Annotated in this window: 17 protein-coding genes; 1 reads left to right on the top strand and 16 read right to left on the bottom strand. The window is 63.7% G+C overall.

Features of this window, described 5'->3' with window-relative positions; all coding sequences use genetic code 11:
* Positions 1–398: 398 nt before the first annotated feature.
* The 15 genes from AWB69_RS12530 to AWB69_RS12460 form a co-directional block, all read right to left on the bottom strand.
* Positions 399–1562 carry a porin gene (locus AWB69_RS12530; RefSeq protein WP_062085210.1) on the bottom strand — a complete coding sequence of 388 codons (1164 nt, stop codon included), beginning with the start codon at positions 1560–1562 and terminating at the stop codon, positions 399–401.
* A 254-nt stretch (positions 1563–1816) separates the two neighbouring features.
* Positions 1817–2602, bottom strand: coding sequence for an SDR family oxidoreductase (locus tag AWB69_RS12525; protein ID WP_062085209.1), 786 nt, complete (start codon positions 2600–2602; stop codon positions 1817–1819).
* A gap of 124 nt (positions 2603–2726) precedes the next feature.
* Positions 2727–3704 (bottom strand): LysR family transcriptional regulator, encoded by a 978-nt coding sequence (locus AWB69_RS12520; RefSeq protein ID WP_062085208.1) that lies wholly within the window; start codon positions 3702–3704, stop codon positions 2727–2729.
* Positions 3705–3739: 35 nt separating this feature from the next.
* Positions 3740–4513: an SDR family NAD(P)-dependent oxidoreductase gene (locus AWB69_RS12515; RefSeq protein WP_062085207.1), complete on the bottom strand. Its 774-nt coding sequence runs from the start codon at positions 4511–4513 to the stop codon at positions 3740–3742.
* On the bottom strand, positions 4500–5822 hold the full coding sequence (locus tag AWB69_RS12510; protein ID WP_062085206.1) for a dihydroorotase: 1323 nt from the start codon (positions 5820–5822) through the stop codon (positions 4500–4502). Before AWB69_RS12510 ends, AWB69_RS12515 begins: the two co-directional genes overlap by 14 nt.
* A 24-nt stretch (positions 5823–5846) precedes the next feature.
* Positions 5847–7526, bottom strand: coding sequence for a thiamine pyrophosphate-requiring protein (locus AWB69_RS12505; protein WP_269447478.1), 1680 nt, complete (start codon positions 7524–7526; stop codon positions 5847–5849).
* Positions 7527–7545: 19 nt separating this feature from the next.
* Positions 7546–8481, bottom strand: coding sequence for a polysaccharide deacetylase family protein (locus AWB69_RS12500; RefSeq protein WP_062085232.1), 936 nt, complete (start codon positions 8479–8481; stop codon positions 7546–7548).
* A gap of 35 nt (positions 8482–8516) precedes the next feature.
* A complete protein-coding gene (locus AWB69_RS12495; protein WP_062085204.1) occupies positions 8517–9536 on the bottom strand; it encodes an NAD-dependent epimerase/dehydratase family protein in 1020 nt (339 codons plus the stop codon).
* 28 nt (positions 9537–9564) lie between these two features.
* The gene (locus tag AWB69_RS12490; protein WP_075643902.1) at positions 9565–10323 is read right to left on the bottom strand and encodes an SDR family NAD(P)-dependent oxidoreductase; all 759 of its coding nucleotides are present in this window, start codon (positions 10321–10323) and stop codon (positions 9565–9567) included.
* Positions 10320–11753, bottom strand: a complete 1434-nt coding sequence (gene hydA, locus AWB69_RS12485; RefSeq protein ID WP_062085203.1) for a dihydropyrimidinase — start codon at positions 11751–11753, stop codon at positions 10320–10322. Before hydA ends, AWB69_RS12490 begins: the two co-directional genes overlap by 4 nt.
* Entirely contained in the window at positions 11750–13846 is a 2097-nt protein-coding gene (locus tag AWB69_RS12480; RefSeq protein ID WP_062085202.1) for a dipeptide ABC transporter ATP-binding protein, read from the bottom strand. The genes hydA and AWB69_RS12480 overlap by 4 nt, the downstream gene beginning before the upstream one ends.
* Positions 13843–14718, bottom strand: coding sequence for an ABC transporter permease (locus AWB69_RS12475; protein ID WP_062085201.1), 876 nt, complete (start codon positions 14716–14718; stop codon positions 13843–13845). The genes AWB69_RS12480 and AWB69_RS12475 overlap by 4 nt, the downstream gene beginning before the upstream one ends.
* A gap of 3 nt (positions 14719–14721) precedes the next feature.
* Complete coding sequence (locus AWB69_RS12470; RefSeq protein ID WP_062085230.1) at positions 14722–15741, bottom strand: ABC transporter permease; 1020 nt, start codon at positions 15739–15741, stop codon at positions 14722–14724.
* An 82-nt stretch (positions 15742–15823) separates the two neighbouring features.
* Positions 15824–17512, bottom strand: a complete 1689-nt coding sequence (locus AWB69_RS12465; protein ID WP_062085200.1) for an ABC transporter substrate-binding protein — start codon at positions 17510–17512, stop codon at positions 15824–15826.
* A gap of 186 nt (positions 17513–17698) precedes the next feature.
* Entirely contained in the window at positions 17699–18706 is a 1008-nt protein-coding gene (locus AWB69_RS12460) for a GlxA family transcriptional regulator (protein ID WP_062085199.1), read from the bottom strand.
* Positions 18707–19059: 353 nt separating this feature from the next.
* On the opposite strand from AWB69_RS12460, the gene AWB69_RS50315 reads away from it, so the two are divergent.
* Positions 19060–19185, top strand: coding sequence for a hypothetical protein (locus AWB69_RS50315; protein WP_269447477.1), 126 nt, complete (start codon positions 19060–19062; stop codon positions 19183–19185).
* A 157-nt stretch (positions 19186–19342) separates the two neighbouring features.
* Here AWB69_RS50315 and AWB69_RS12455 read toward each other — a convergent pair whose 3' ends face one another.
* Positions 19343–20854: an aldehyde dehydrogenase gene (locus tag AWB69_RS12455; RefSeq protein ID WP_062085198.1), complete on the bottom strand. Its 1512-nt coding sequence runs from the start codon at positions 20852–20854 to the stop codon at positions 19343–19345.
* Between the last annotated feature and the right edge of the window lie 16 nt (positions 20855–20870).

The following is a 20870-nucleotide window of genomic DNA, read 5'->3' as shown; positions in this document are numbered from 1 at the left end:
CTTTCAGCGAGACAATGTCGCCGCGGATACGGGTGACCTTGGCCGCGGGAGCCTGAGCCAGCGCTGCGGTGCTTGCGCATGCCATGGCGACGATGGTACTGACGATTGTCGTGCGGTAGGACATTGGTTTCCCTTGTTCGCGTTTTGCATAAGTGGGCTGAACTGCGTCACTCGCAACGTTACCCGTTCAGGCTTTCAAATTCATACCATCCGCGCGCCGATGGCCAAGGTCGACCACCGACGCACCGTGAGGCTGGGTTCGGCGGGTTGGCGTACAGGTACTCATAAGATCTTCGCCGCGCTACGCAGCGCGGTATGGCACATCGCAAGAAAATGGCCTGATTTTTCGCCATGGCGCGCTATGAGCTACGCTACGTTCTTCGCTCCAATTCTCCGGCTTAGAACATATGACGGAACGAGAGAAGCGCTGCAGTCTGATTCGCCGTCGAGGACGGCGCGTCGGTCCCGACGAGAACCGCCTGGTTGAGCGGAGCGGCCACGGCACTGCCGTGCGATGCGTGTTGCCAGGCCAACTGGAGGTATACGTCAGTGGTCTTCGACAAGCTGTAGTCGACCATGCCGCCTACATTACCCCACCGCGGTTTGGAGTTACCTGCCGTGCTGACAAACTTGGAGGTCGTGTACGTATACATCAGGCCCGCAAAAATGTTTGGCATGAACTGGTATTTTGCGTTCACCTCGAAGTTGTCGAACTTCAGCGAACTGGCTGAATTCGTCAGGTTGCCGAAGTACTCGCTACCGGTGACATCCTTCAGGTTCGTGTGGGTGTAGACAAAGCCGAGGACGGTTGAAGAACCCAGCGCATAGTTGATGCCGGCTCCGTAGATCTGATTGCGGGCTGCGGAAAAGTCTGTGTCGGCGGAGGACACTGCGCCGTTCGGGTTGGTATTCGCCCCGCCATTGACTTGCAGGTAAGCGCCCACGATTGTGACCGGACCTGCGGCGTACTGCGCCGAAAGACCGTAAAGACGGTTGTCCGCGAAACCGCCGGCCGCGTTGCTGAACGCGTACATACCTTCGAACGAGAAGCCCGCGTACTTGTTGCTGGCGAACTTGATCGCGTTACTCACGCGAATCGAGTTGTCGGTGTTGTCGTTGTCATACACGTGCGAGAGCAAGCTCCCCGCCCAGTTTCCGTTCGCGGTCAGAGGCCCCAGCAGATCCACCAGCGGGTCATATTGGCGGCCGACCGTGAGCGTGCCGAGCGTGTTGGACTGCAGGCCCACGTAAGCCTGGCGGCCGAACTCACGGCCACCGTTGCCCAGGGTGCCGTTGTTCAGATTGAAGCCGTTTTCCAACTGGAATATCGTCTTGAGGCCGCCGCCCAGGTCTTCGGAGCCCTTCAGTCCCCAGCGGTCTCCGGAATCCTCGCCTGCGACCAGCTCCACGTTATGCTTGCCCTTCACGTTGTTGGTGAACAGAATGCCTTCGTCGATGGTGCCGTAGAGCGTCACGCTGCTTTGCGCCATGGCATGAAGTGGCATCGTGATTGTGCTCGTCGCGGTGAGCGCGAAGAGTACCTGTTTGAGTTTTTGCTTCATTTCGGTCGATCCTCTTGTCAATAAAATGCGTGAATTGATGGGAAAACGTTCTTCCACCGGAATTTGTTCATGTGCAATGGAGTAAACATTAAAGTTGACGAAATACTGCTGATTTGAAATACAGAATTGCCTGAAATCTGTTGTATCCGCTCCACTCGAAGAGCGGAGTCGAGTGGAGCGGATAAAAATAATTACATAGGATTACTGATGCAAATTCTTGCCACGAAATCAGATCGCACCTCCGAAGCCCGCTGTCAGACGCTCGCTATCAACCCGCCATCCACCCGCATGATGGACCCGGTCGTATAAGACGCGTTCGCGCTGGCGAGGAACACGACCGCATTGGCATATTCCTCCGGCTCGCCATATCGCCCCATCGCGATCGACGCGGTGCTTTCGCCCGAAACGGACTCCACGGTGCGCCCTTCCCGTTTCGCTTTCGCCTCATCGAGAAAGCGTATCCGGTCCGTTCCGATGCGGCCGGGCACGACCACGTTCGCCGTGATTCCATCCCGGCCGACTTCGCGCGCAAGCGTTTTTGACCATCCGACGAGCGACATGCGCAGCGCGTTCGAGATGGCCAGTCCGGCAATGGGCGCGACCACGCCCGATGAGGCGCTCGTCACCACGCGCCCCCATTGCTTGGCGCGCATGCCGGGAAGGACTCGGTCGGTGATCGCAATCACCGACATCACCATCGAGCGGAAATGCTTTTCCCAAAGCTCGACGGGCTGGCCGGATGCCGGCGTGGGCGGCGGTCCACCTGTGTTGTTGACCAGGATGTCGACGCTGCCAAAGCGTGCTTCGATCGCGCCGATCCGGGCATCGACGAAAGACAGGTCGCCGATATCCCATTCCAGCGCCAGCACATCCGCTCCCGTTTCCCGTATCGCCTCTGCCGCGGCATCGAGGGCGGCGGCGTTGATGTCCGCGAGTGCCACTTTGACGCCTTCGCGCGCGAGCGCGATGGCGATTGCCCGGCCGAGACCGCCGCCAGCGCCCGTTACCAGCGCCGTTTTGTTGCCAATACCCAAATCCATGACGTGTCCTGTCTTGCCGGTCTTGCAACCAGCGATAGTTGAGGTGAAAAAAGTACTGCATCAAGCTGGCGAAAAAATTAGGATTCCGATTCTTCAAGAATCGGCCAGCGTTCGAGTCAAGTGCTCAGTTCTGGGAACTCTCGATCCCCGCATGGACTACGCGGCCGAAATGCGCGGCGGAAATCATGTCGAAGGCCGTTGGCGCCAAGGCCGTGTGCCGGTAGCGGTCGGCGACGAAGTCCACAAAGCCGCGCACGCGCTGCGTCATGTAGCGATGCCCCGAATACAGCATCCATACGGTGCGTTCGTTGTTCTCGAGCTCGAACGCCTGCAATAGCGGCTGGAGCGTACCTTCCCGCAACTCCTTCTCGATCAGCGAGGCCGGCAGCCGCGCGATGCCGATTCCCGACTTCGCCGCCCGTTTCACCACGAGAAGATTCGACGAACTGACGATCGGGCGCAGCGGCACGCGGTGCGAACCGTAGGCGTCGCAGAATTCCCAGTAGCGCGCGGGGATATCAGAGGACACGAGCACGTCGTGATCCGTCAGTTCCTGCGGCATTTGCGGCGGGTCGCGCCGCGAAAGATAAGCGGGCGACCCCACGATCACGTCGCGGAACAGCGTGAGCGAGCGGCATACCAGCGTCGAATCGCGCAGCCGGCGCTCTGCGGTAAAGCAGAGGTCGTAGTTACCCACCACCAGGTCCCGCGTGGACTCGAACACCGTCAATTCGAAATTCACGCGCGGCTCTTCCGCATGGTAGGCCGCGACCATCTCGCTGAGATCCGTGGCGGCGAACGACTCGTGCGCGGCGATCTTCAGGGAGCCGGCTGACTCGCGCGTCGCTGACGAGACGTTCGCTTCCAGCATGTCGAGCTGCTTGAGCACCTCCTTGCATCCCTGCCAGTACTCATGACCCGCCTCGGTGAGCGACACCTGCCGGGTGGTGCGGTTCAGCAGCCGGATGTTCAGGTGCGCCTCGAGCGTGGCGACGCCGCGCGTCACCATCGCAGTCGACACGTGCAGTTGCTTCGCGGCAATCGCGAAACTCAGCGATTCGGCGACCTTCGCGAACATGCGCATGGCGGAGAGTTGGTTCATGGCGGTGGCTCGTACGGGAACAAGGTTGCGGGCGGCTAGCCCGCCATCCATCCGCCGTCGACCATGAGGTTGACGCCGGTGACAAACGTGGCCATATCGCTCGCCAGAAAAAGTGCGGCGCCCGCCACGTCCTCGGGACGGCCGAGACGCGGCCACGGTGTGCGCCTCTGCGAGTAATCAAGCGCTTGCGGATCGTTAGCAGCGCCAGGCTTGCCGGTGACGATCTTGCCGGGCGCGACCGCGTTGCAGACGATCAGGTCGCGTGCATGCTCCACGGAGATCTGGCGCGTCAGTTGCACCGTGCCGCCCTTGCTCACGCCGTAAGGAAAATCACCGGGCGACGCGACCATGCCGTGCTGCGAGGAGATGTTCACGATGCGTCCGCGCACTTCGTTCACCGGCTCCTGCGTGAGCATCTGCTGCACGGCGCGCTTGCAACCGAAGAACATGCCCGAGAGATTCACGCGCAGCACGCGCTCCCATTGCTCTTCGGTGCTTTCGAGCAGGTTCGTGCCGGTATAGGTCGCCGCGTTGTTCACCATGATGTCGAGCCGCCCAAAGCGTTCGACGGCCGTCGTGACCAGCCGGTCGACATCGGCCCATTGCGAAACGTCGGCCTGCAAGGCCAACACATTGCCGCCCGCCGCCTCGATCAGCTCCTGCGTGCTTGCACCGCCCTCGATCGGCGCGTCGCGCAAATCGGCCAGCACCACGCTTGCGCCTTCACTCGCATAGCGGATCGCGATGGCGCGGCCGAGTCCTGAACTCGCGCCCGTGACGATGGCCACCCTGTTTTCAAGCATGCCCATGTGCTTCATCTCCGATGACTTGTCCCGCTGGTTTCATGTCGTCGACCTGCACGCCGCGCAGATACACGGCTGTCAGTCGGCCCTGAACCTGCATGCCGTCGAATGGCGTGTAGGCCGCGCGCGAGAGCTGGCCGGCGTTGGTGATCCGCGTGGTTTGCGCGGGATCGAGGACCAGGATGTCGGCGTCGCGCCCGGGCATGAGCGCGCCCTTGCGCTCGCCGAGCCCGAAGCGTTGTGCCGGATTCGCCGAGCACATCCTCACCAGCGCGGGCAGATCGATATCGCCGGTCGCAACGAAATGCAGCATCGTGGCAAGCAGCGTCTGCACGCCCGGCATGCCGCCCGGCACGTCCGCAAAGGCATCGTAATGCGCGGCCTTCTCTTCGCGCGCATGCGGCGCGTGATCGGTCGCGATGATGTCGATCAGGCCATCGCGCATGGCGGCGCGCATGGCTTCGACGTCGGCGCGCTCGCGCATCGGCGGAGACGCCTTCAGGTTCGCGCCGTGCTGCGCGTAGTCCGCAGCGGTGAAGAACAGGCACTGCGGTGTGGTTTCGATGCTGACGTCGGCGAGATCGCGCAGGCGCCGCCATGTATCGATGCCGAGCGCCGAATTGGTTTGCCGCACATGCACGCGTGCGCCGGTGTCGGCTGCGGCGAGCACAGCCCGCGCGATGCCGCTCGCCTCGGCAAGCGGCGGACGGCTCGCAAGAAACGCCGCGATACTACCGTCGCCCATGGCCGCGTTGAGGATGGACTGGTCTCCCGGCGAGACACAGGCGAGTATGCCGAGCGGAGCAAGCGCCTTCAAGGCCCGCACGAGGTCGCTTTGTGTCTCGTGAAGGAACGCGGCGGGCACGTCTGCAGTGAAGACTTCGAACGATACGGGATTCAATGCACGAGTCGATTCGAGGTCCGCAAGATCATGCCGCAGCGCCACCTGGAAGCCGACGTCGACATGCAGGCGCCCCGCGGCCGAGCGCATCTTGTCCCGCAGTTCGCGGGCGGTGCTGGTCCACGGTTCGTCGGTGGGCATGTCGAGCAGGGTCGTCACGCCACCCGCCGCCGCCGCGCGCGTGCCCGACGTGAAGTCCTCCTTGTGCGTCAGACCCGGCTCGCGCAGGTGCACATGGGCATCGACGAGACCCGGCAGCAGATAACATCCACCCACCCGATGCTCCGCACGCGCGGCGGCAGGTTCGCCCGGCGCGAGCAAAGCGGCCACGCGACCACCCATCACGCCGAGGTCGGCGCGCAGCGCTCCCGTCGCGTTGATCACGGTTCCGCCGCGCAGCAGCAGATCGAACATCGTCACTCTCCCGTTGAAATGCAATCAGCTCAGACCCGCTAGCCGCCCTTCCTCGTGCGTCACGACTTCGAGCAGCGCCGCGTGGCCGTCCTGCACGGTGGCAAGACACCGCAGCAACGCGGCGCGCAATTGCGCCGGGTCGATCACGCATTCGCCATGGCCGCCGAGCGCGCGCGCGATCGGCGCGTATTCCCCCGACATCTGGTTCGCCCGATACTTCCTCGACGCCACCGGCATGCTCGCCGCATAACCGCCCAGCACGTGGTTGCGCATCACGATCGTGAGGATTGGCAGGCTGCAGCGCACGGCTGTTTCGAAGTCCATGCCGACCATCCCGAACGCCGCCTCGCCCATGATGTTCACGACCGTCGCCTCGGGTCGCGCCAGCTTGGCGCCGAGCGCGAAGCCGAGACTGCTGCCGAGCTGCGTCGTCTTGCCCCAGCCGAGATAGCTGCCGGAGGTGGCGGCGTCGTAGAACGGGCTAAACTGGTCACGTGGATTGCCGGCGTCGTGCGTAACGATGGAGCGCTCGCGATCGAGGGCCTGCATCACTTCCCACACCACGCGATACGGCGAGATCGGCGTGCTGTCCGAATGCAGGAACGGCATCCACTTGTCCATGAATTCGCGGCGCACGGTGGCGATCTCATGCCTCAGTGCATGGCCGGGTTCGGCGCGCCGGCGCTGCAGCGCCGGATCCTGCTTTACGCGTTCGATGATCTGCCGCAGCACGGACTTGCAATCACCGATCACGCCGAGCGCGATCGGATAGTCCTTGCCGAGATCAGCTTCGTCGATGCTCACCTGCATCAGCGTCTTGCCGTCCGGAATCGGCAGGATGTAATACGAACGCGTGAGGCTCGTGCCGAGCGCAAGTATCACGTCGGCACGCTCGATGAAGCGGTCGACCGTGGCGGGCCGCGCGCGCCCCGCCGTGCCGAGCGAAAACGGATGCCGCTCCGGGAACGCGCTCTTCGCGTTCGGCGTGGTCGCCACCGGCACGTTGACGAGTTCCGCGAGCTCGGTCAGTTCGAGCGATGCCTGGGCATTCAGCACGCCCTGCCCCGCGAGAATCACCGGATATTCGGCTGAGAGCAGCGTGGTCACGATCTCGTCGATCTCGCGGGCATCGGCTTGCGGCTGCGCGCGGCGCACGTCGCGATAGACGCACGGGTCCGGCTCATACGATTCGGCCAGAAGGTCCACCGGCAATTCCAGCAGCACCGGAGCGGGCGGACCGTTGCGCACGCGCGAGATCGCGCTGTGCAGCAACTGCGGCAGGTCCTCGATGCGCATCGCCGATTCGCACCACTTCGTCACGTGCTGGAAATTGCGGCGCGATTCGAAGTTGGGCGCGACCGCCTCCGAGCCGCGCGGATAGCCGGTCGGCAGGAACAGGATCGGCGCACGGTCGTTGTAGGCCTGCGCGATGCCGCCGAACGCGCTTTCCGCGCCTGGCCCGTACTGAACCGTCACGACGGTCAGGTCGCGGCCTGCGGTGGTCCGCGCATGGCCTTCGGCCAAGTTCACCGCCACCCGCTGCGTACGTGCGATGACAGGCGGAATATCGAGTTCGGCGGCGGCATCGAACAGATCGCTGCTCGGAAACCCGATGATGTGCTTCATGCCCTGCTGCTTGAGGATTCTTGCCACGATCTGCGCGCCGGTCATTGCGTTCTCCTGACTACCCTGACTACCGGCCACTGCTTGTTCGAAATCACCTTCATGCCCTCGCGCCAAACGATTCGTGATGCGCGAGCCAATGCCGGGCAATGTCCTCGCGCCGCATAAACGCCGCGGCGCCCTTCAGTTGCTTCACGTGTTCCAGCACGTCGCGCAAACCCGATGCCCGGTTGGGCTGGCCGCTCCAGCGCGCATGCACCGCGATGGTCAGCATCTTGCCGCCTGCCTCGTCGGCTTCGCCGATCACGTAGTCGATCGCCGCGCAGCAGTCCGCCGCGAAATCGCGCGGATTGCTGTAGCCGGGCGCGATCAGGTAGCGGCTGTCGTTGAGCGTCTTCGAGTAAGGCACGACCAGCAGCCTGCCGCTCGCATGGTCGATGAAGTACGGGATGTCGTCGTTGCAGGGGTCCGAGTAGTAGAGGAAACCGCCCTCCTCGATGATCAGCTCGCGCGTGTTCACGCTCGGAAACGAGCGGCAGTTCCAGCCGAGCGGACGCGTGCCGAGAACCGCGGTGTACATGTCGATGGCTTCGTGCAGTTGTTTGCGTTCCTCGTCGCGGCTCATCTCCGAGTAATCGGACCAGCGCAGACCATGGCCAAGCAGGTCGTGGCCACGTGCGTTCATCCATACCGCCACTTCCAGATTGAGCTTCAGCGCGACGGCGCATGCCGAAACGGTCACCGGCACGTCGTAGCGGTCGAAGAGGCGCGCGAGCCGCCAGACGCCAGCGCGGCTGCCGTACTCGAAGTGCGTCTCCGTGCCGAGGTCGCGCACCGGCGGGCTCGACGTGAGGTTGTACTCACCCCAGTTGTCGTTGCGGCCGTTGTCCTCGAGCCACGAGTATTCGGAGCCTTCCTCGTAGACCAGCACGAGGTTGATCGCGACTTTCGCGCCATTGGACCAGACCACGAATGGCGGCGTGCGGCCGTAGCCGATTAAGTCCCGCGCGGGTCCGGGTGTCTGCGTGTTTGTCATGTTTGATAAGGCCATCGTAGTTCAGGAGCGGCTAGTTAGCGGTTTAGCGCAAGCCAGTCCATGTAGTCGTGAAATGCTTCGCGCACCGGACGCGGCCGCCAGTCGGTGTCCCGTTCGAGGCGGGCGATGTCGTAGGCGCCCCACATGCCGCCGTTCAGGTTCGGATCCTGGACGACGTTGGCCGTGTCGGCCGTGCTCACTTCGTAGCGCACGCCCGGCACCTTCTCAGACGCCCAGCCAATGATCTCGCCGATGCTCACCGCCACGCCGCTTGCCACGTTGTAGTGCCGGTAGCGAAGCTGCGGCGCTTGGGCGAGCGCGAGGATGGCGCGGGCGGCGTCAACGGAATGCAGGTAGTCGCCGATGGGTTCGAGGTTGTTGGGGCGGATCACGACGCCGTCGAGCGCCATCTGTGCGACGCGGTTCGGCACGTGGCGAAAGTGGCGGCTTTCGGTGGCGCGGTCCATGGGACCGTAGATGGACGAAAGCCGCACGGATGCAGCCGACAGACCGAACAGATCGGCATAGCGGTTCACCACCATCTCGGCGGCGAACTTGGAGATGCCATAGAGCGTGAGCGGCGCGACGTAGCCGTCCTCGGGCAAGGCTTCGCGGGACCAGTCCGGCCCATGATGCCGGTACACGGACCCCGAACTGACATAGACGAAACGCCGCACCTGTTTGCTTTGCCGCGCCCATTCGAGAAGTTGTACCGTGCCCATCAGATTCACTTCCACGATCTTCGCCGGCATCAGCGCCTCCGGTTGCACACGCGCCTCCTCGGCGCTTCCGCGCGAGATCGGCGTGACGGTCGCGCCATGCACGACTTCCGTGATCTCATGACGATCGAGTTCGGCGGACCAGTTGGAAGAGTCGCGGACATCGCCTTGAATCAGACTCAGGCGCTCGCGCACGGGCTCGAAGTAGGCAGCGGCGGTGGCATCGAGTCCCGCGCGGTCGAGAATCACGGCGCGACGCTCCGGATGGCGTTCGAGCCATTCGCGGGCAACCACGCTCATCACGAAGCCGGTGCCGCCGGTAATCAGTAAGGTCATCGAAATTCCTGAAGTGCAGTGCGATAAATCAGCGAGCGGTATAACCGCCGTCGACCAGCAGGTCGGTGCCAGTGATGAACGATGCATCGGCGGACAGCAGGAACGCCGTGCTCCCCGCGATCTCGTCGGGCCGGCCGATTCGCCCGAGCAGATGCGCGGGTCCGAGCGCCGCTTCCGCGGCATCCAGGTCGCCCCACGACTTCACGAGCCGTCCGGTGCGCACCGCGCCCGGCGACAAGCTATTCGCCCGTATGCCTGCGTCGGCATGATCGACTGCCAACAAGCGCGCAAGATGGATCAGCCCCGCCTTTGCCGCGCAGTACGCTACCGACCGGCTCGCCGCGACATGACCCAGTTGCGACGCCACCAAGACGATCGAGCCGCCCGTTTCGCTCATCAGCGGCACGACGAACTTGCTCATCAGGAAAGCGCCCGTCAGCGTCGCGTCCACTTCCTGGTGCCAGTGCTCGGGCGCGAGGTCCACCACCGAGCCGTCGTGCCACGGCGCCGCGGCGTTGTGCACATAGCCGTCGAGCCGGCCGTAGCGCGTGCGCGCCAGATCGACTGCTTCTCGGGCGGAGCCGATATTCGTCACGTCGCATTGCACGCCGAGCGCCGTCGGGCCGAGCTGCTTCGCGGCCAGCATGGCGGCGTCGATATCAAGATCCGCGCACAGCACCCTGGCGCCTTCGGCTACGCAACGCGCGGCAATCGCCACGCCGATGTCGCTGACCGCGCCGCTGATCAGCACCACGTGTCCTTCGAGCCGCATGCCGGCCGCGCTCATGATTCGAGTACCGGAGGCAACCCGGGCTGCGGTGTGAACGGCCGCTTGGCGGCGATAAAGCGCCCGCGCCCCGCCTCCGACCTCACCTCGCCCTCGTCCCAGACGATCTCGCCGCGCGAGATCGTCGTAACAGGCCATCCGCGTACGGTCATGCCTTCGTACGGCGTGTGATCGGTCGCGTGGTGCAGCATGGCGTTCGTGATCGTCACTTCACGCTCGGCGTCCCAGAGCGCGAGATCCGCGTCCGAGCCCACGGCGATCACACCCTTCTCCGGATAGAGTCCATAGAGGCGCGCGGGCGTGGTTGCGGTGAGTTCGGCGAATTTCGAAAGCGACATGCGCCCGCCGTTCACCGCGGCTGAGAACAGCAGCGGCAGACGTGTCTCGATGCCCGGCACGCCGTTGGGAATGCGCGTGAAAGGTGTGTCGGGTCCGCCGGAAATCTTGTCCGTGTAGTTCCACGGCGAGTGGTCGGACGAGAACACTTCGAGCGTCGAATCGAGCAGGCCGCGCCACATTGCGGGTTGGTTCTCGCGCGGCCGTGGTGGCGGCGTGCAGACGCACATCGCGCCGGAGAGATCGGGCGTATCGATGTCCTCCGCCGACAGAAACAGATACTGCGGACAGGTCTCCGCATACACCGGCAGCCCGCGCGCCTTGGCGCGGCGGATCTCCTCGACCGCGCCCGCTGCCGACACATGGCAGATGAGGATCGGCGTCTCGATCACCTCGGCGAGACTGATCGCGCGAAAGGTCGCCTCGCGGTCGCCGATGGCCGGATGCGACATCACGTGATAGCGCAGATGCGTCTTGCGCGCCTTGAGGAAATGCTCGGTGAGCCAGCGGATGCAGGCGTCGTTTTCGGCGTGAACCATGACCATCGCGCCTTCCTGACGGGCGACATTCAGCACTTCGAGCACTTCGTAGTCGTCGAGCTTCAGACCTTCGTAGGTCAGGTAGATCTTCACCGAGGTACAGCCTTCCGCGATCAGCCGCGGCAGTTCTTCGCGCAGCAATTCGGGCGTCGGGTCGCCAACGATCAGGTGGAAGGTGTAGTCGATATACGCCTTCGGGCGGGCGCGCTCGTGATAGTCGGCGACCACGTCCGCGAGCGACTGGCCGCGCATCTGCATCGCGAACGGGATGACGGTGGTCGTGCCGCCGCACAACGCGGACAGCGTGCCGCTGCGAAAATCGTCGGCGGTGGCGCGGCCTTCCCAGGGCTGCTGGTCCATGTGGCAATGCGCGTCCACCCCGCCCGGCAACACGATACGTCCGCTTGCTGGCAGCTCCACGCGTCCCGCCGCCAGGCCGGCGCCGAGCGCGGCGATGCGGCCGTCGTGCACGCCGATGTCGATGTGCGCGGGACCCTCGGGCAGGACCACCGTGCCGCCGCGAATCACCAGGTCGAATACTTGGGGCTTGTTCATGACGTGTGCGCTTCGGGAAGCGCCTTTTCAAATACCGGCCGCATGGCGCGCAGGTTCTCGAGACTGATGTGACACGCAATCTGGTGCGTGGCCGACGCCTGCCGCACAGGCGGCGCGACGGTATCGCAGATATCGCCAAGCTTGCGGTGACAACGCGACGCGAAGCGGCACCCCGGCGGGACGTCGATCGGACTGGGGGTTTCGCCGGTCAGCCGGATACGCTCCTGCTGCCTGGCCGACGCGTCCGGGCTGTGCACCGCCGAGAGCAATGCTTCGGTGTACGGATGGTAGGGCGGAGTGAAGATTTCCTCGGCTAAACCCTTCTCCATGACCCGGCCGAGGTACATCACCACGATCCGGTCGGCCACGTGCCGCACCAGCGCAAGGTCGTGGCTGATGAAAAGCAGCGTGGTGTGCTGCTCCTTCTGGATGTCGAGCAGCAGCGTGACGACGGCCGCCTGCACGGAGACGTCGAGCGCGGAGACCGGTTCGTCGGCGACGATCAGCGACGGATTCGTGGCGAATGCCCGCGCTATCGCGATGCGCTGCTTCTGTCCACCCGAGAGTTGTGCAGGGCGGCGTTGCGCGACCTCGGGCGGCAACCTCACGAGATCGAGCAACTCGTTCAGGCGCTTGTCTATCGCGGCCTTGCTGGCGAAGCCGCCGAATTTCCTGAGCGCACGCCGGATCGGCCAGGCGACCGAATGCGACGGATTGAGCGTGCTGTCGGGATTCTGGAACACCATCTGGATCGACTTGAGCATGTCCTTCGCGCGCTTGTTCGCCGGGGCATGCGCGAGTTCATCGTCCTCGAAGCGGATCGAACCCGACGTCGCTTCCTCGAGCCCGGCCACCATGCGTGCAAGGCTCGACTTGCCGCAGCCCGATTCGCCGACGAGCCCCATGATCTCGCCCTTGCCTACCTCGAACGAGACCTGCTCGTTGGCCTGCACGACACGGCGCGAACCAGCGAGCGGATATTGCTTCGAGACATTGGCGATCGCGAGGGCCGTGGCGCGCCCGGGGGGCGCCGTCGGCCCGGCCGCCACGGCGGCGGGCGGTGCAACGATCTCCTGCCAGCGTGCGCAACGCACCTGATGTCGGTCGTCGCCGACCGGGAGCAGCGGGATCGAATCTCCCGCGCAGGTGGATTGATCGAAATGCGCGCAGCGCGGGCCGAACCAGCAGCCCTTCGGTCGCTCTTGCGGCAACGGCAGATGGCCGGGAATCGGCGCGAGCGCACGCATGCCCTTCGCGCTGCCGATGGCGGGAATGCAGTCCAGCAGCCCTTGCGTGTAGGGATGGCGCGGCTGGCTGAAGAGCGCCGCCGTGCTCGCCTCCTCGATCATCTCGCCCGAATACATGATGCCGACCCGGTCGCATGCGCTCGCGATCAGCCCGAGGTTGTGCGAGATGTACAGGAGGCTCGTGCCGTACTGCTTGCGCAGATCCGCGATGAGATCGAGGATGGCGGCTTCAACCGTGACGTCGAGGCCGGTGGTCGGCTCGTCGAGCAGCAGTAATGCCGGGCGCGCGAGCAAGGCCATCGCGATCACGATGCGCTGCTGCTGGCCGCCCGACAACTGATGCGGATAGCGCTTGAGCATCGCAAGCGGATCGGGCAGCTTGACGTTCTCGAGCATGGTCGCCGAGAGTTCGCGCGCTTCGGCACGCGATGCGCCCAGATGCCGCCGCGGCACTTCCGCGAGCTGCGCGCCGATCGTCTTGACCGGGTTGAGCGCGCTCATCGGTTCCTGGTAGACCATCGCGACACGACGGCCGCGAATCGCCCGCAACTGCTCAGCCGTTGCGCCCACCAGCTCCTGCCCTTCAAAACGGATGCTGCCGTTCGTGATGCGGCCCGTGCCGCCCAAGTAGCCCATGATAGCCATGGCGGTCGTGGTCTTGCCGCAGCCCGATTCGCCCACGAGCCCATAGCTTTCGCCCGCGCCGACCTGCAGCGACACGCCGGGCACGGCCACGACCGATTCACCGCGGCCGCGATATTCGATGCGCAGGTCGCGGATATCCAGGAGCGGAGGGGCGCTCGCGGTGCTTCTTTCAAGCATGGAGCTTTCGATCATCGCGTTCATGGTTTCCAGGCCTCCCGCATGCCGTCGGCGAGCAGGTTGAAGCCAAGCACGAGGCTCACGATCGCCACCGACGGCGCGATCGACATCAGCGGCCAGACGTTGATGACCGTGGTGGTTTCGCGCACCATGCCGCCCCAGTCGGGATTGGGCGGCGGCAGGCCGAGCCCGAGAAAGCCCAGGATGCCGATGGTGATGATCGTGTAGCCAATGCGCAGGCACGCGTCGACGAGAAGCGGGCCGCGGCAGTTCGGCAGCAATTCGAACACCATGATGTAGAAGGTGCTCTCGGCGCGCAGCCGGGCGGCCGCCACATACTCCTGCTGCTTTAAGTCGAGCACCAGTCCGCGCACGATGCGCCCGATACCCGGCGCGGACGCGATCGTCGTCGCGATCACGATGTTGAGCACCGACGCTCCCACGTTCGCGATCAGGATGACGTAGAGGATCAGCACCGGGAACGCGAGCACGAGGTCAGAGAAGCGATCGACGAGCGCCTCGATCCAGCCGCCGAAGTAACCGGCCAGCATGCCGAGGGCGATGCCCGCGACCATCGCCACAGCCACCGACAAAGGCGCGACCACCAGCACCGTCCGCGCGCCGAAGATCAGCCGCGCGAGGATGTCGCGCCCGAGGATGTCCGTCCCGAGCCAGTGGCCCGCGGACGGTGTCGGGTCAGCCATGGCCATCGCGTCCTGCGCGGTCGGCGACGGCAAGGGCAGGATCGGCGCGAGCGCGGCCAGAACCACCCAGAGGAGAATCAACGAGAGACCGATCACGGCAGTGCGCGAGCGGAACAGCCTGGTCCAGGCGCGTCGCGGAGCGGCGGCCGTGCGGACGGCAAGCGGAATAGCGTTGGGTTCGACGGATGACATGGGTTACCTCACCCGGATGCGGGGATTGAGCAGCATGTAGCCGAGGTCGCCTAGAAACTGCGTGACGACCGCGACGAACACCGTGACGAGCGTAGCCGCTTCAAGCGTGGCGATGTCGCCGAACATGCTGGCATCGAGCAGCATGCGACCAAAGCCGGGATAGGCGAACACCATTTCGGTCACCACCACGCCGCTGATCAGGAAGTTAAGTTGCAGCAGCAGGACCGTGAACGGCGCAATCATCGCGTTGCGCAGCGCGTGGCCGAGAATCACCTGGCGCCGGCTCAGGCCCTTCAGGATGGCCGTGCGGATGTACGGCTTCTCCATCACGCCGATCATCGAGACGCGGATCATCCGCGCGACATAGCCGAAGTCATACAGCACGAGCACGGCGACCGGCAGCACCATCTGCGAGGCGATCGACCAGCCGCCTCCGCCGTTGGTGTCGAGTGGGCTCGTGCCGGGGAAGATGGGCCACAGGATCACGAAGAGCGTGACGAGGAACACGCCCGAGGCGAACTCGGGAATCGACGTGAAGGTGATGCAGATCACCGACAGACTTCGGTCGAGCACCCCGCCCTCCTTCAGGCCCGAGAGGATGCCGAACAGCATGGAGAGCGGCACGATCAGGGCGAACGCAATGCCGGCCAGCACGGCGGTATGTCCGAGCCGCGTCCACATGACGTCGTTGACGGGCAGTTTGTAAAGCGTCGAATAGCCGAAGTTGCCGAAGTACCGCGCGCCGCGCGGATCGGTGAAGTTCAGGCCGTTGGCGGGATTGTCCAGCGGATCAGGAATTGCGCCGACCAGCACGCCGAGCCAGTGCTCGTAGCGCAACGGCAGTGGATCGTTCGCGTGCATTCGTTCGGAGAGCAGATCGACTTGCTGCTGGGTGGCGTAAGGCCCGAGCGTGCGGCGTGCGACGCTACCCGGCGCGAATTCGGAGACCGCAAACACGACGAACGACGCGCACAGCATCGTGACGATCATGAGGGTCAGGCGTTTGGCGAGGAATGAAGCCATGTATCCGGCAACCCACAACGTGAAACTGGATTGAAACGTGACGGCCACGACCGCGAGGGCCGTAGCGCGCCGGCAACAAAGATCAGGCGGTTACCGCGTACTGGTTGGCGAAGATGTACTGCGACGGATGTACGGAAAATCCCTTCACCTTCTTGTCCATCACCGTCGAGAAGGTCCGCCAGAACGGCTGCACGAGCGGGCCGTCGTCCTGCATCAGCGCCTCGATCTTCGCCATCACGATGCTGCGCTTCTTCGGATCGAGAATACCGTCGGCCTGGTCAAGCAGCGCGTCGAATTCCGGATTTGAATAGCCGGACTCGTTCCACGCGGCGTTCGAGCGGTACGCAAGCGCGAGCGTCATGATGCCGAGCGGCCGGTGTCCCCAGCCCGTCAGGCTGAACGGCACCTTGGTCCACACTTCCCAGTACTGCGCGCTCGGCAGCGGCTTGATGTTCACCTTCACGCCGATATCCTTGAACTGCTCGGCCAGCGCCTGCACCGTGTTCAGTTCCCAGATGGGGTCGGGCCGCGTCACCATGTCGATCTCGAAGCCGTTCGGATAGCCTGCTTCCGCCAGCAGCTTCTTCGCCTTGCCGATGTCACGGCCGTACTTCGGCAACGCCGCGTACTCAGGATGAACGGGCGCCACGTGATGATCCTCGGCGGGAATGCCCGCGCCCAACAGCGAGGTGGTGATGATCTTCTGACGGTCGATGGCAAGACGCATGGCCTGGCGCACGCGCTTGTCGCCGAGAATCTTGTGGTCGACGCGCATGCGCGCCACGCCCGTCTGCGAAGTCAGCACGCCATACGGTTGGACGTGTGGCAGGCGCTTCATCGCGTTGACCTGCACGGCGTCGGCTTCGGAAAGCCCGTCCACCTGCTTCGAGGCCATGGCCGAAATCGATGCGCCCGGGTTGTCGCCGAGATCGATGAATTCGAAGCTGTCGAGATACGGGCCGGTGCCCCAGTAGTCCTTGCGGGCCTTGTATTTCGCCCCCTTGCCGACGGTGAATTCCGTCAGTTCGAACGGACCCGTGCCGTTCGAACCGGGCCCGAACACACCCTTTTCCGCCGGGTCGATGATGAACATCGCGTAGTGGAACAGGTGTTCCGGCACCGCGATTTGCGGTGCGAAGGCGTTCAGGCGCACGGTCGAGTCGTCGACCTTTTCGATCGCCTTGTCGGACCATAGACGGCTCGATTTCTTGGGCTTGCCGCTCGCGTCTTTCTCGCCGGTGTCGTATTCCTGCACCAGATAGCCGGTAAACAAGCCGAGCGTGGACGAACCCACGGCCGGATCGCATACGCGTTTCAGGTTCCAGACCACATCGTCGGCGGTGAGCGCGCGGCCGTTGTGCCACTTCACGCCCTTCCTGATATGCAGCGTCCAGGTCTTGAGGTCGTCGCTGACTTCCCAGCGCTCGAGCAGGTACGGACGCGTGATGTTGTCGTTGCCGGTGAAAGTCAGGAATTCGCAGACCTGACGGATCACGTTCGAGCGTTCGGCGAAATCGGCCTGATGCGGGCTCTTGATCTCCATGCAGCGCATGCCAATGCGCAGATGGCCGCCCTTGGGCAGGGCGTCGGCCGCTTCTGCCTCACCGATGAACGGATTGGCAACGCCTGACAGCGTGTAGGCGGCGACGGCGGACAAGCCGAGCAAGGTCGCGGTCCTGAGGAAGTGGCGGCGCGAGATCACGCCGGTCTTCAGTTCCTCGACGAGGACGGGGATATGCGGATGCTCGGAACATTGCGAATCCTTGGACACTACGTTTCTCCGGGAAGGGGCAACAGGCTAGGCGTTGAACGGCTGAACGAAGATTAAGGCGGTTCAATTTTTCAAAACAAATGCAAATGCGACATTCCAGCAACAAAAAGCGACATCGGTATGAATGACGTTCCAACCCCGCCGTGCGCGTCAATGTTTGTAATGAGACGGCAAGCGACTTGTCGGTCAGCCGCGTTGCACGACGCCGCCAAGACGCACTTCGCGCGGCGTCATGCCGTAGTGCGCGCGATAGATGCGCCCAAAGCGCGACGCCGACATGTAGCCGCAGATCTGCGCTACGTCGGGAATCGGCAGGTCGGTCTGCAGGATCAGGTCGCGGGCGCGCGCCATGCGCAGCCCCGCGTAGAACGCCGAGGGCGTCTTGCCAAGATGCTCGACGAACAGGCGCTCGATCTGGCGCGTGGACAACTGCACGCGGCGCGCGAGCACCTGGAGGTCGACGGGATTCTGGATGCTCGTCTCCATCTCCTTGATGATCTCGACGAGCTTGGCGTTGCGGATGCCAAAGCGTGCTTGCGCGGGCATGCGCTGCGACGAATCCTGCTGGCGGATCTCGGGGTGATTGAACTGGTCCGAGATCGCGGCGGCGAGATCGCGCCCTTTGCTCGCGGCGATGATGTACAGCATCATGTCGAGCGTCACCGTGCCGCCTGAGGACGTGATGAAAAGACCGTCCACGGCGAAGATTTCATTCGTGCCGATGCAGCGCGGAAATTCTTCCTGGAACGCCGCGAGGAGCTCCCAGTGCACGGCGCAGCGCCGGCCGTCGAGCAGCCCCGCCTTGGCCAGCACGAACGGTCCCGCGCAGATCCCGCCGAGCACGCAGCCGCGGCTTTGCAGGTCGCGCAGCCACCGGAACACAGCGGGCTTGTAGGCCTTCGTGTGATTCAAGCCCGCGCAGACGATGACGAGATCGCATTTGGGGCTGTCGCCGATCGCGTGATCGATCGGCATGGGCACGCCCGCGCTCGAGAGGACCGGGGTGCCGTCGATGGACATGAAAATCCATTTATAGAGCGAACGACCGGCAATCCGGTTCGCCTGCCGCAGCGGATCGAGCGCAGCTGCGAACGTCAGCATCGGGAAATCGGGAACGAGAAAAAAGGCGATCTTGAGCGGTTCGGTGACGGCCGCTATTTTCTCGAGGGCGTTGTCGCTGTCTCTTGAAGTCATCGCGTGCCCGATACAAGCCAAAGCGCTAATGAGGCGATGTTACGGGGTGTCATAAGCCGGAGCCGCGGGCGGCACGACCCTCTGTGTGAAAAAAGATCGTGCGCGCGCCCGGACAAAAAGTTGGAAATCGACTTGTATGATATGCCGACAAAAATCGGAGCGTCGTGGGCAGAGCACCGAGGGCTGCGCGTGCACGGCGAGGTGGACGGGTTCCTGCCAACCAACACCCCATCTCCGTCGCTGCCGCTGAGCGCGTGAGGTTCCCTCGATATTTCGTCTTCCGGCAGATGGATTTTATGCAGCGCGCTCGTCCCGATTTTGCTCACTGATCCAACGGTCTAGATACTGAATTGGTGACCACCCATAAAACCCAAGAGCAGGCGATCAAGGACGCGAAGTCACTTGGGCACAAGCCCTTGGTCGCGCGCGTGGGCGTCACCAACAAACGCGATCCGGACCACTGGCGCCCCGCTGCGTGATTCGCGACGCGCGGAAGGAAAAGGCTCGGTGATTCGCATTTTCGATACTGTCGGGCGGTATCCTGCCAGGTGTCGTTGTCTGGCTTGGGCTCCATGTAGGGTACAAAGATAACGCGCGGCAAATAACAATACCGGTTGAGCGCCCTGCCGCAGCTGCTTAGTTGAGTCGCTTCGGTTGACCATCGTCGGCGTACCAGTCGACCGTGGTGCCGCTGGTGTTGACAGTCACCGCGCGCGGCTCGCTGAACTGATCGAAGGATTCGATTCCGGTTTCCCGTCCTACGCCGCTGTTCTTGAAGCCGCCCCACGGCGAAGCCGGATCCAGCCGATGGTGATCGTTGATCCAGACCATCCCGAACACCAGCTTGCTCGCCACGCGATGCGCACGCGCCACGTCTGTTGTCCAGACAGAAGCCGCGAGGCCGAATTGCGTGTCGTTGGCAATGCGCAGCGCGTCCGCTTCGCCCTTGAACGGCATGATCACGGTGACGGGACCAAACACCTCGCTCTGCCCCAATTCCGATTTCGGATCGACATCGTAGAACGCTGTAGGCTGCAGATAAAAGCCCTCATTCAGATGCGGCGGGATACCGCCGCCCGCGAGCAGCTTCGCACCGTCCGCGATGCCCCGTTCCAGCATGCCCAGGATGCGCGTACGCGAACGCTCGGAGATCACCGGGCCCAGTTGCGTGTTGAGATCGGCGGGATTGCCCACGCGAATTGCCTCGACCTTGGCGCGGAATTTCTCGAGAAATTTCTCGTAGATGGACTCATGCACAAGCAGACGCGCACCGCACACGCAGGTTTGCCCCGCGCCGATAAACGCCGCGAATGCCGCGCCGTTCACCGCGCGATCGATGTCCATGTCGTCGAACAGGATCACAGCGCCCTTACCACCCAGTTCGAGCGTTGTCAGCGCGAAAGTTTGCGCAGCGGCCTCGCCTATCGAGCGCCCTACTTCCGTACCGCCGGTGAACACGACCTTGGCGATCAGCGGATGACGCGCTAGCGCAGCACCCGCCTCCTTGCCCTCGCCGTTGATCACGTTCACCACGCCGTCCGGAACACCCGCCTGCTGTAATAACGCGACCAGCCGCACCGTGGTGAGCGGTGTCTGTTCCGACGCTTTGATCACGACGCTATTGCCGGTTGCGAGCGCCGGCGCGAGGCTCTTCGACAAAATCATCAACGGGTGATTGAACGACGTCATCAGCGCGCACACGCCAAGCGGCACACGCTGCGTGTAGCAGAGATACGGCCCTTCGATCGGGATCACGTCGCTACGGCGCGTGAGTGCAAGCGCCGCGAAGTATCGATAAAACTGCGGCAAGCGCGAAATCTGCGCGCGCGTCTCAACGATCGGCCGACCATTGTTCAGCGTCTCCAGCTTGTAGAAATTCTCCAGGTCCGCTTCAAACAGATCGGCGAAACGGTTCAGCACGCGAGCTCGTTGCTGGAACGGCATGTCGCGCCATACGCCGCTTTCGAACGCGTCGTGCGCGCATTGCACGGCACGGCCCACATCCCCCGCCGATGCCTTCGACAGCGTCCCGATCGCAGAGCCGTCGGCCGGATTGATGATGTCCATGGTCTCGCCGGACGCGGCATCGACGAACTTCCCGTCAATAAACAACTGCGCGCTCAGGAACTGCTTGTTCACTGCATCCATCTTGCTTTCTCCGTAT

This window comes from Caballeronia udeis, assembly GCF_001544555.2.
Lineage (GTDB): Bacteria > Pseudomonadota > Gammaproteobacteria > Burkholderiales > Burkholderiaceae > Caballeronia > Caballeronia udeis.
This window is presented reverse-complemented; position numbering and strand designations above follow the sequence as displayed.

Excerpts from the sequence above, each read along its gene's own strand:
- hydA (WP_062085203.1), bottom strand. The coding sequence starts at position 11,753 with ATGAACAAGCCCCAAGTATTCGACCTGGTGATTCGCGGCGGCACGGTG.
- AWB69_RS12500 (WP_062085232.1), bottom strand. The coding sequence starts at position 8,481 with ATGACAAACACGCAGACACCCGGACCCGCGCGGGACTTAATCGGCTAC.
- AWB69_RS12530 (WP_062085210.1), bottom strand. The coding sequence starts at position 1,562 with ATGAAGCAAAAACTCAAACAGGTACTCTTCGCGCTCACCGCGACGAGC.
- AWB69_RS12525 (WP_062085209.1), bottom strand. The coding sequence starts at position 2,602 with ATGGATTTGGGTATTGGCAACAAAACGGCGCTGGTAACGGGCGCTGGC.
- AWB69_RS12515 (WP_062085207.1), bottom strand. The coding sequence starts at position 4,513 with ATGGGCATGCTTGAAAACAGGGTGGCCATCGTCACGGGCGCGAGTTCA.
- AWB69_RS12475 (WP_062085201.1), bottom strand. The coding sequence starts at position 14,718 with ATGTCATCCGTCGAACCCAACGCTATTCCGCTTGCCGTCCGCACGGCC.
- AWB69_RS12455 (WP_062085198.1), bottom strand. The coding sequence starts at position 20,854 with ATGGATGCAGTGAACAAGCAGTTCCTGAGCGCGCAGTTGTTTATTGAC.
- AWB69_RS12460 (WP_062085199.1), bottom strand. The coding sequence starts at position 18,706 with ATGACTTCAAGAGACAGCGACAACGCCCTCGAGAAAATAGCGGCCGTC.
- AWB69_RS12510 (WP_062085206.1), bottom strand. The coding sequence starts at position 5,822 with ATGTTCGATCTGCTGCTGCGCGGCGGAACCGTGATCAACGCGACGGGA.
- AWB69_RS12480 (WP_062085202.1), bottom strand. The coding sequence starts at position 13,846 with ATGAACGCGATGATCGAAAGCTCCATGCTTGAAAGAAGCACCGCGAGC.
- AWB69_RS12495 (WP_062085204.1), bottom strand. The coding sequence starts at position 9,536 with ATGACCTTACTGATTACCGGCGGCACCGGCTTCGTGATGAGCGTGGTT.
- AWB69_RS12490 (WP_075643902.1), bottom strand. The coding sequence starts at position 10,323 with ATGAGCGCGGCCGGCATGCGGCTCGAAGGACACGTGGTGCTGATCAGC.
- AWB69_RS12520 (WP_062085208.1), bottom strand. The coding sequence starts at position 3,704 with ATGAACCAACTCTCCGCCATGCGCATGTTCGCGAAGGTCGCCGAATCG.
- AWB69_RS12470 (WP_062085230.1), bottom strand. The coding sequence starts at position 15,741 with ATGGCTTCATTCCTCGCCAAACGCCTGACCCTCATGATCGTCACGATG.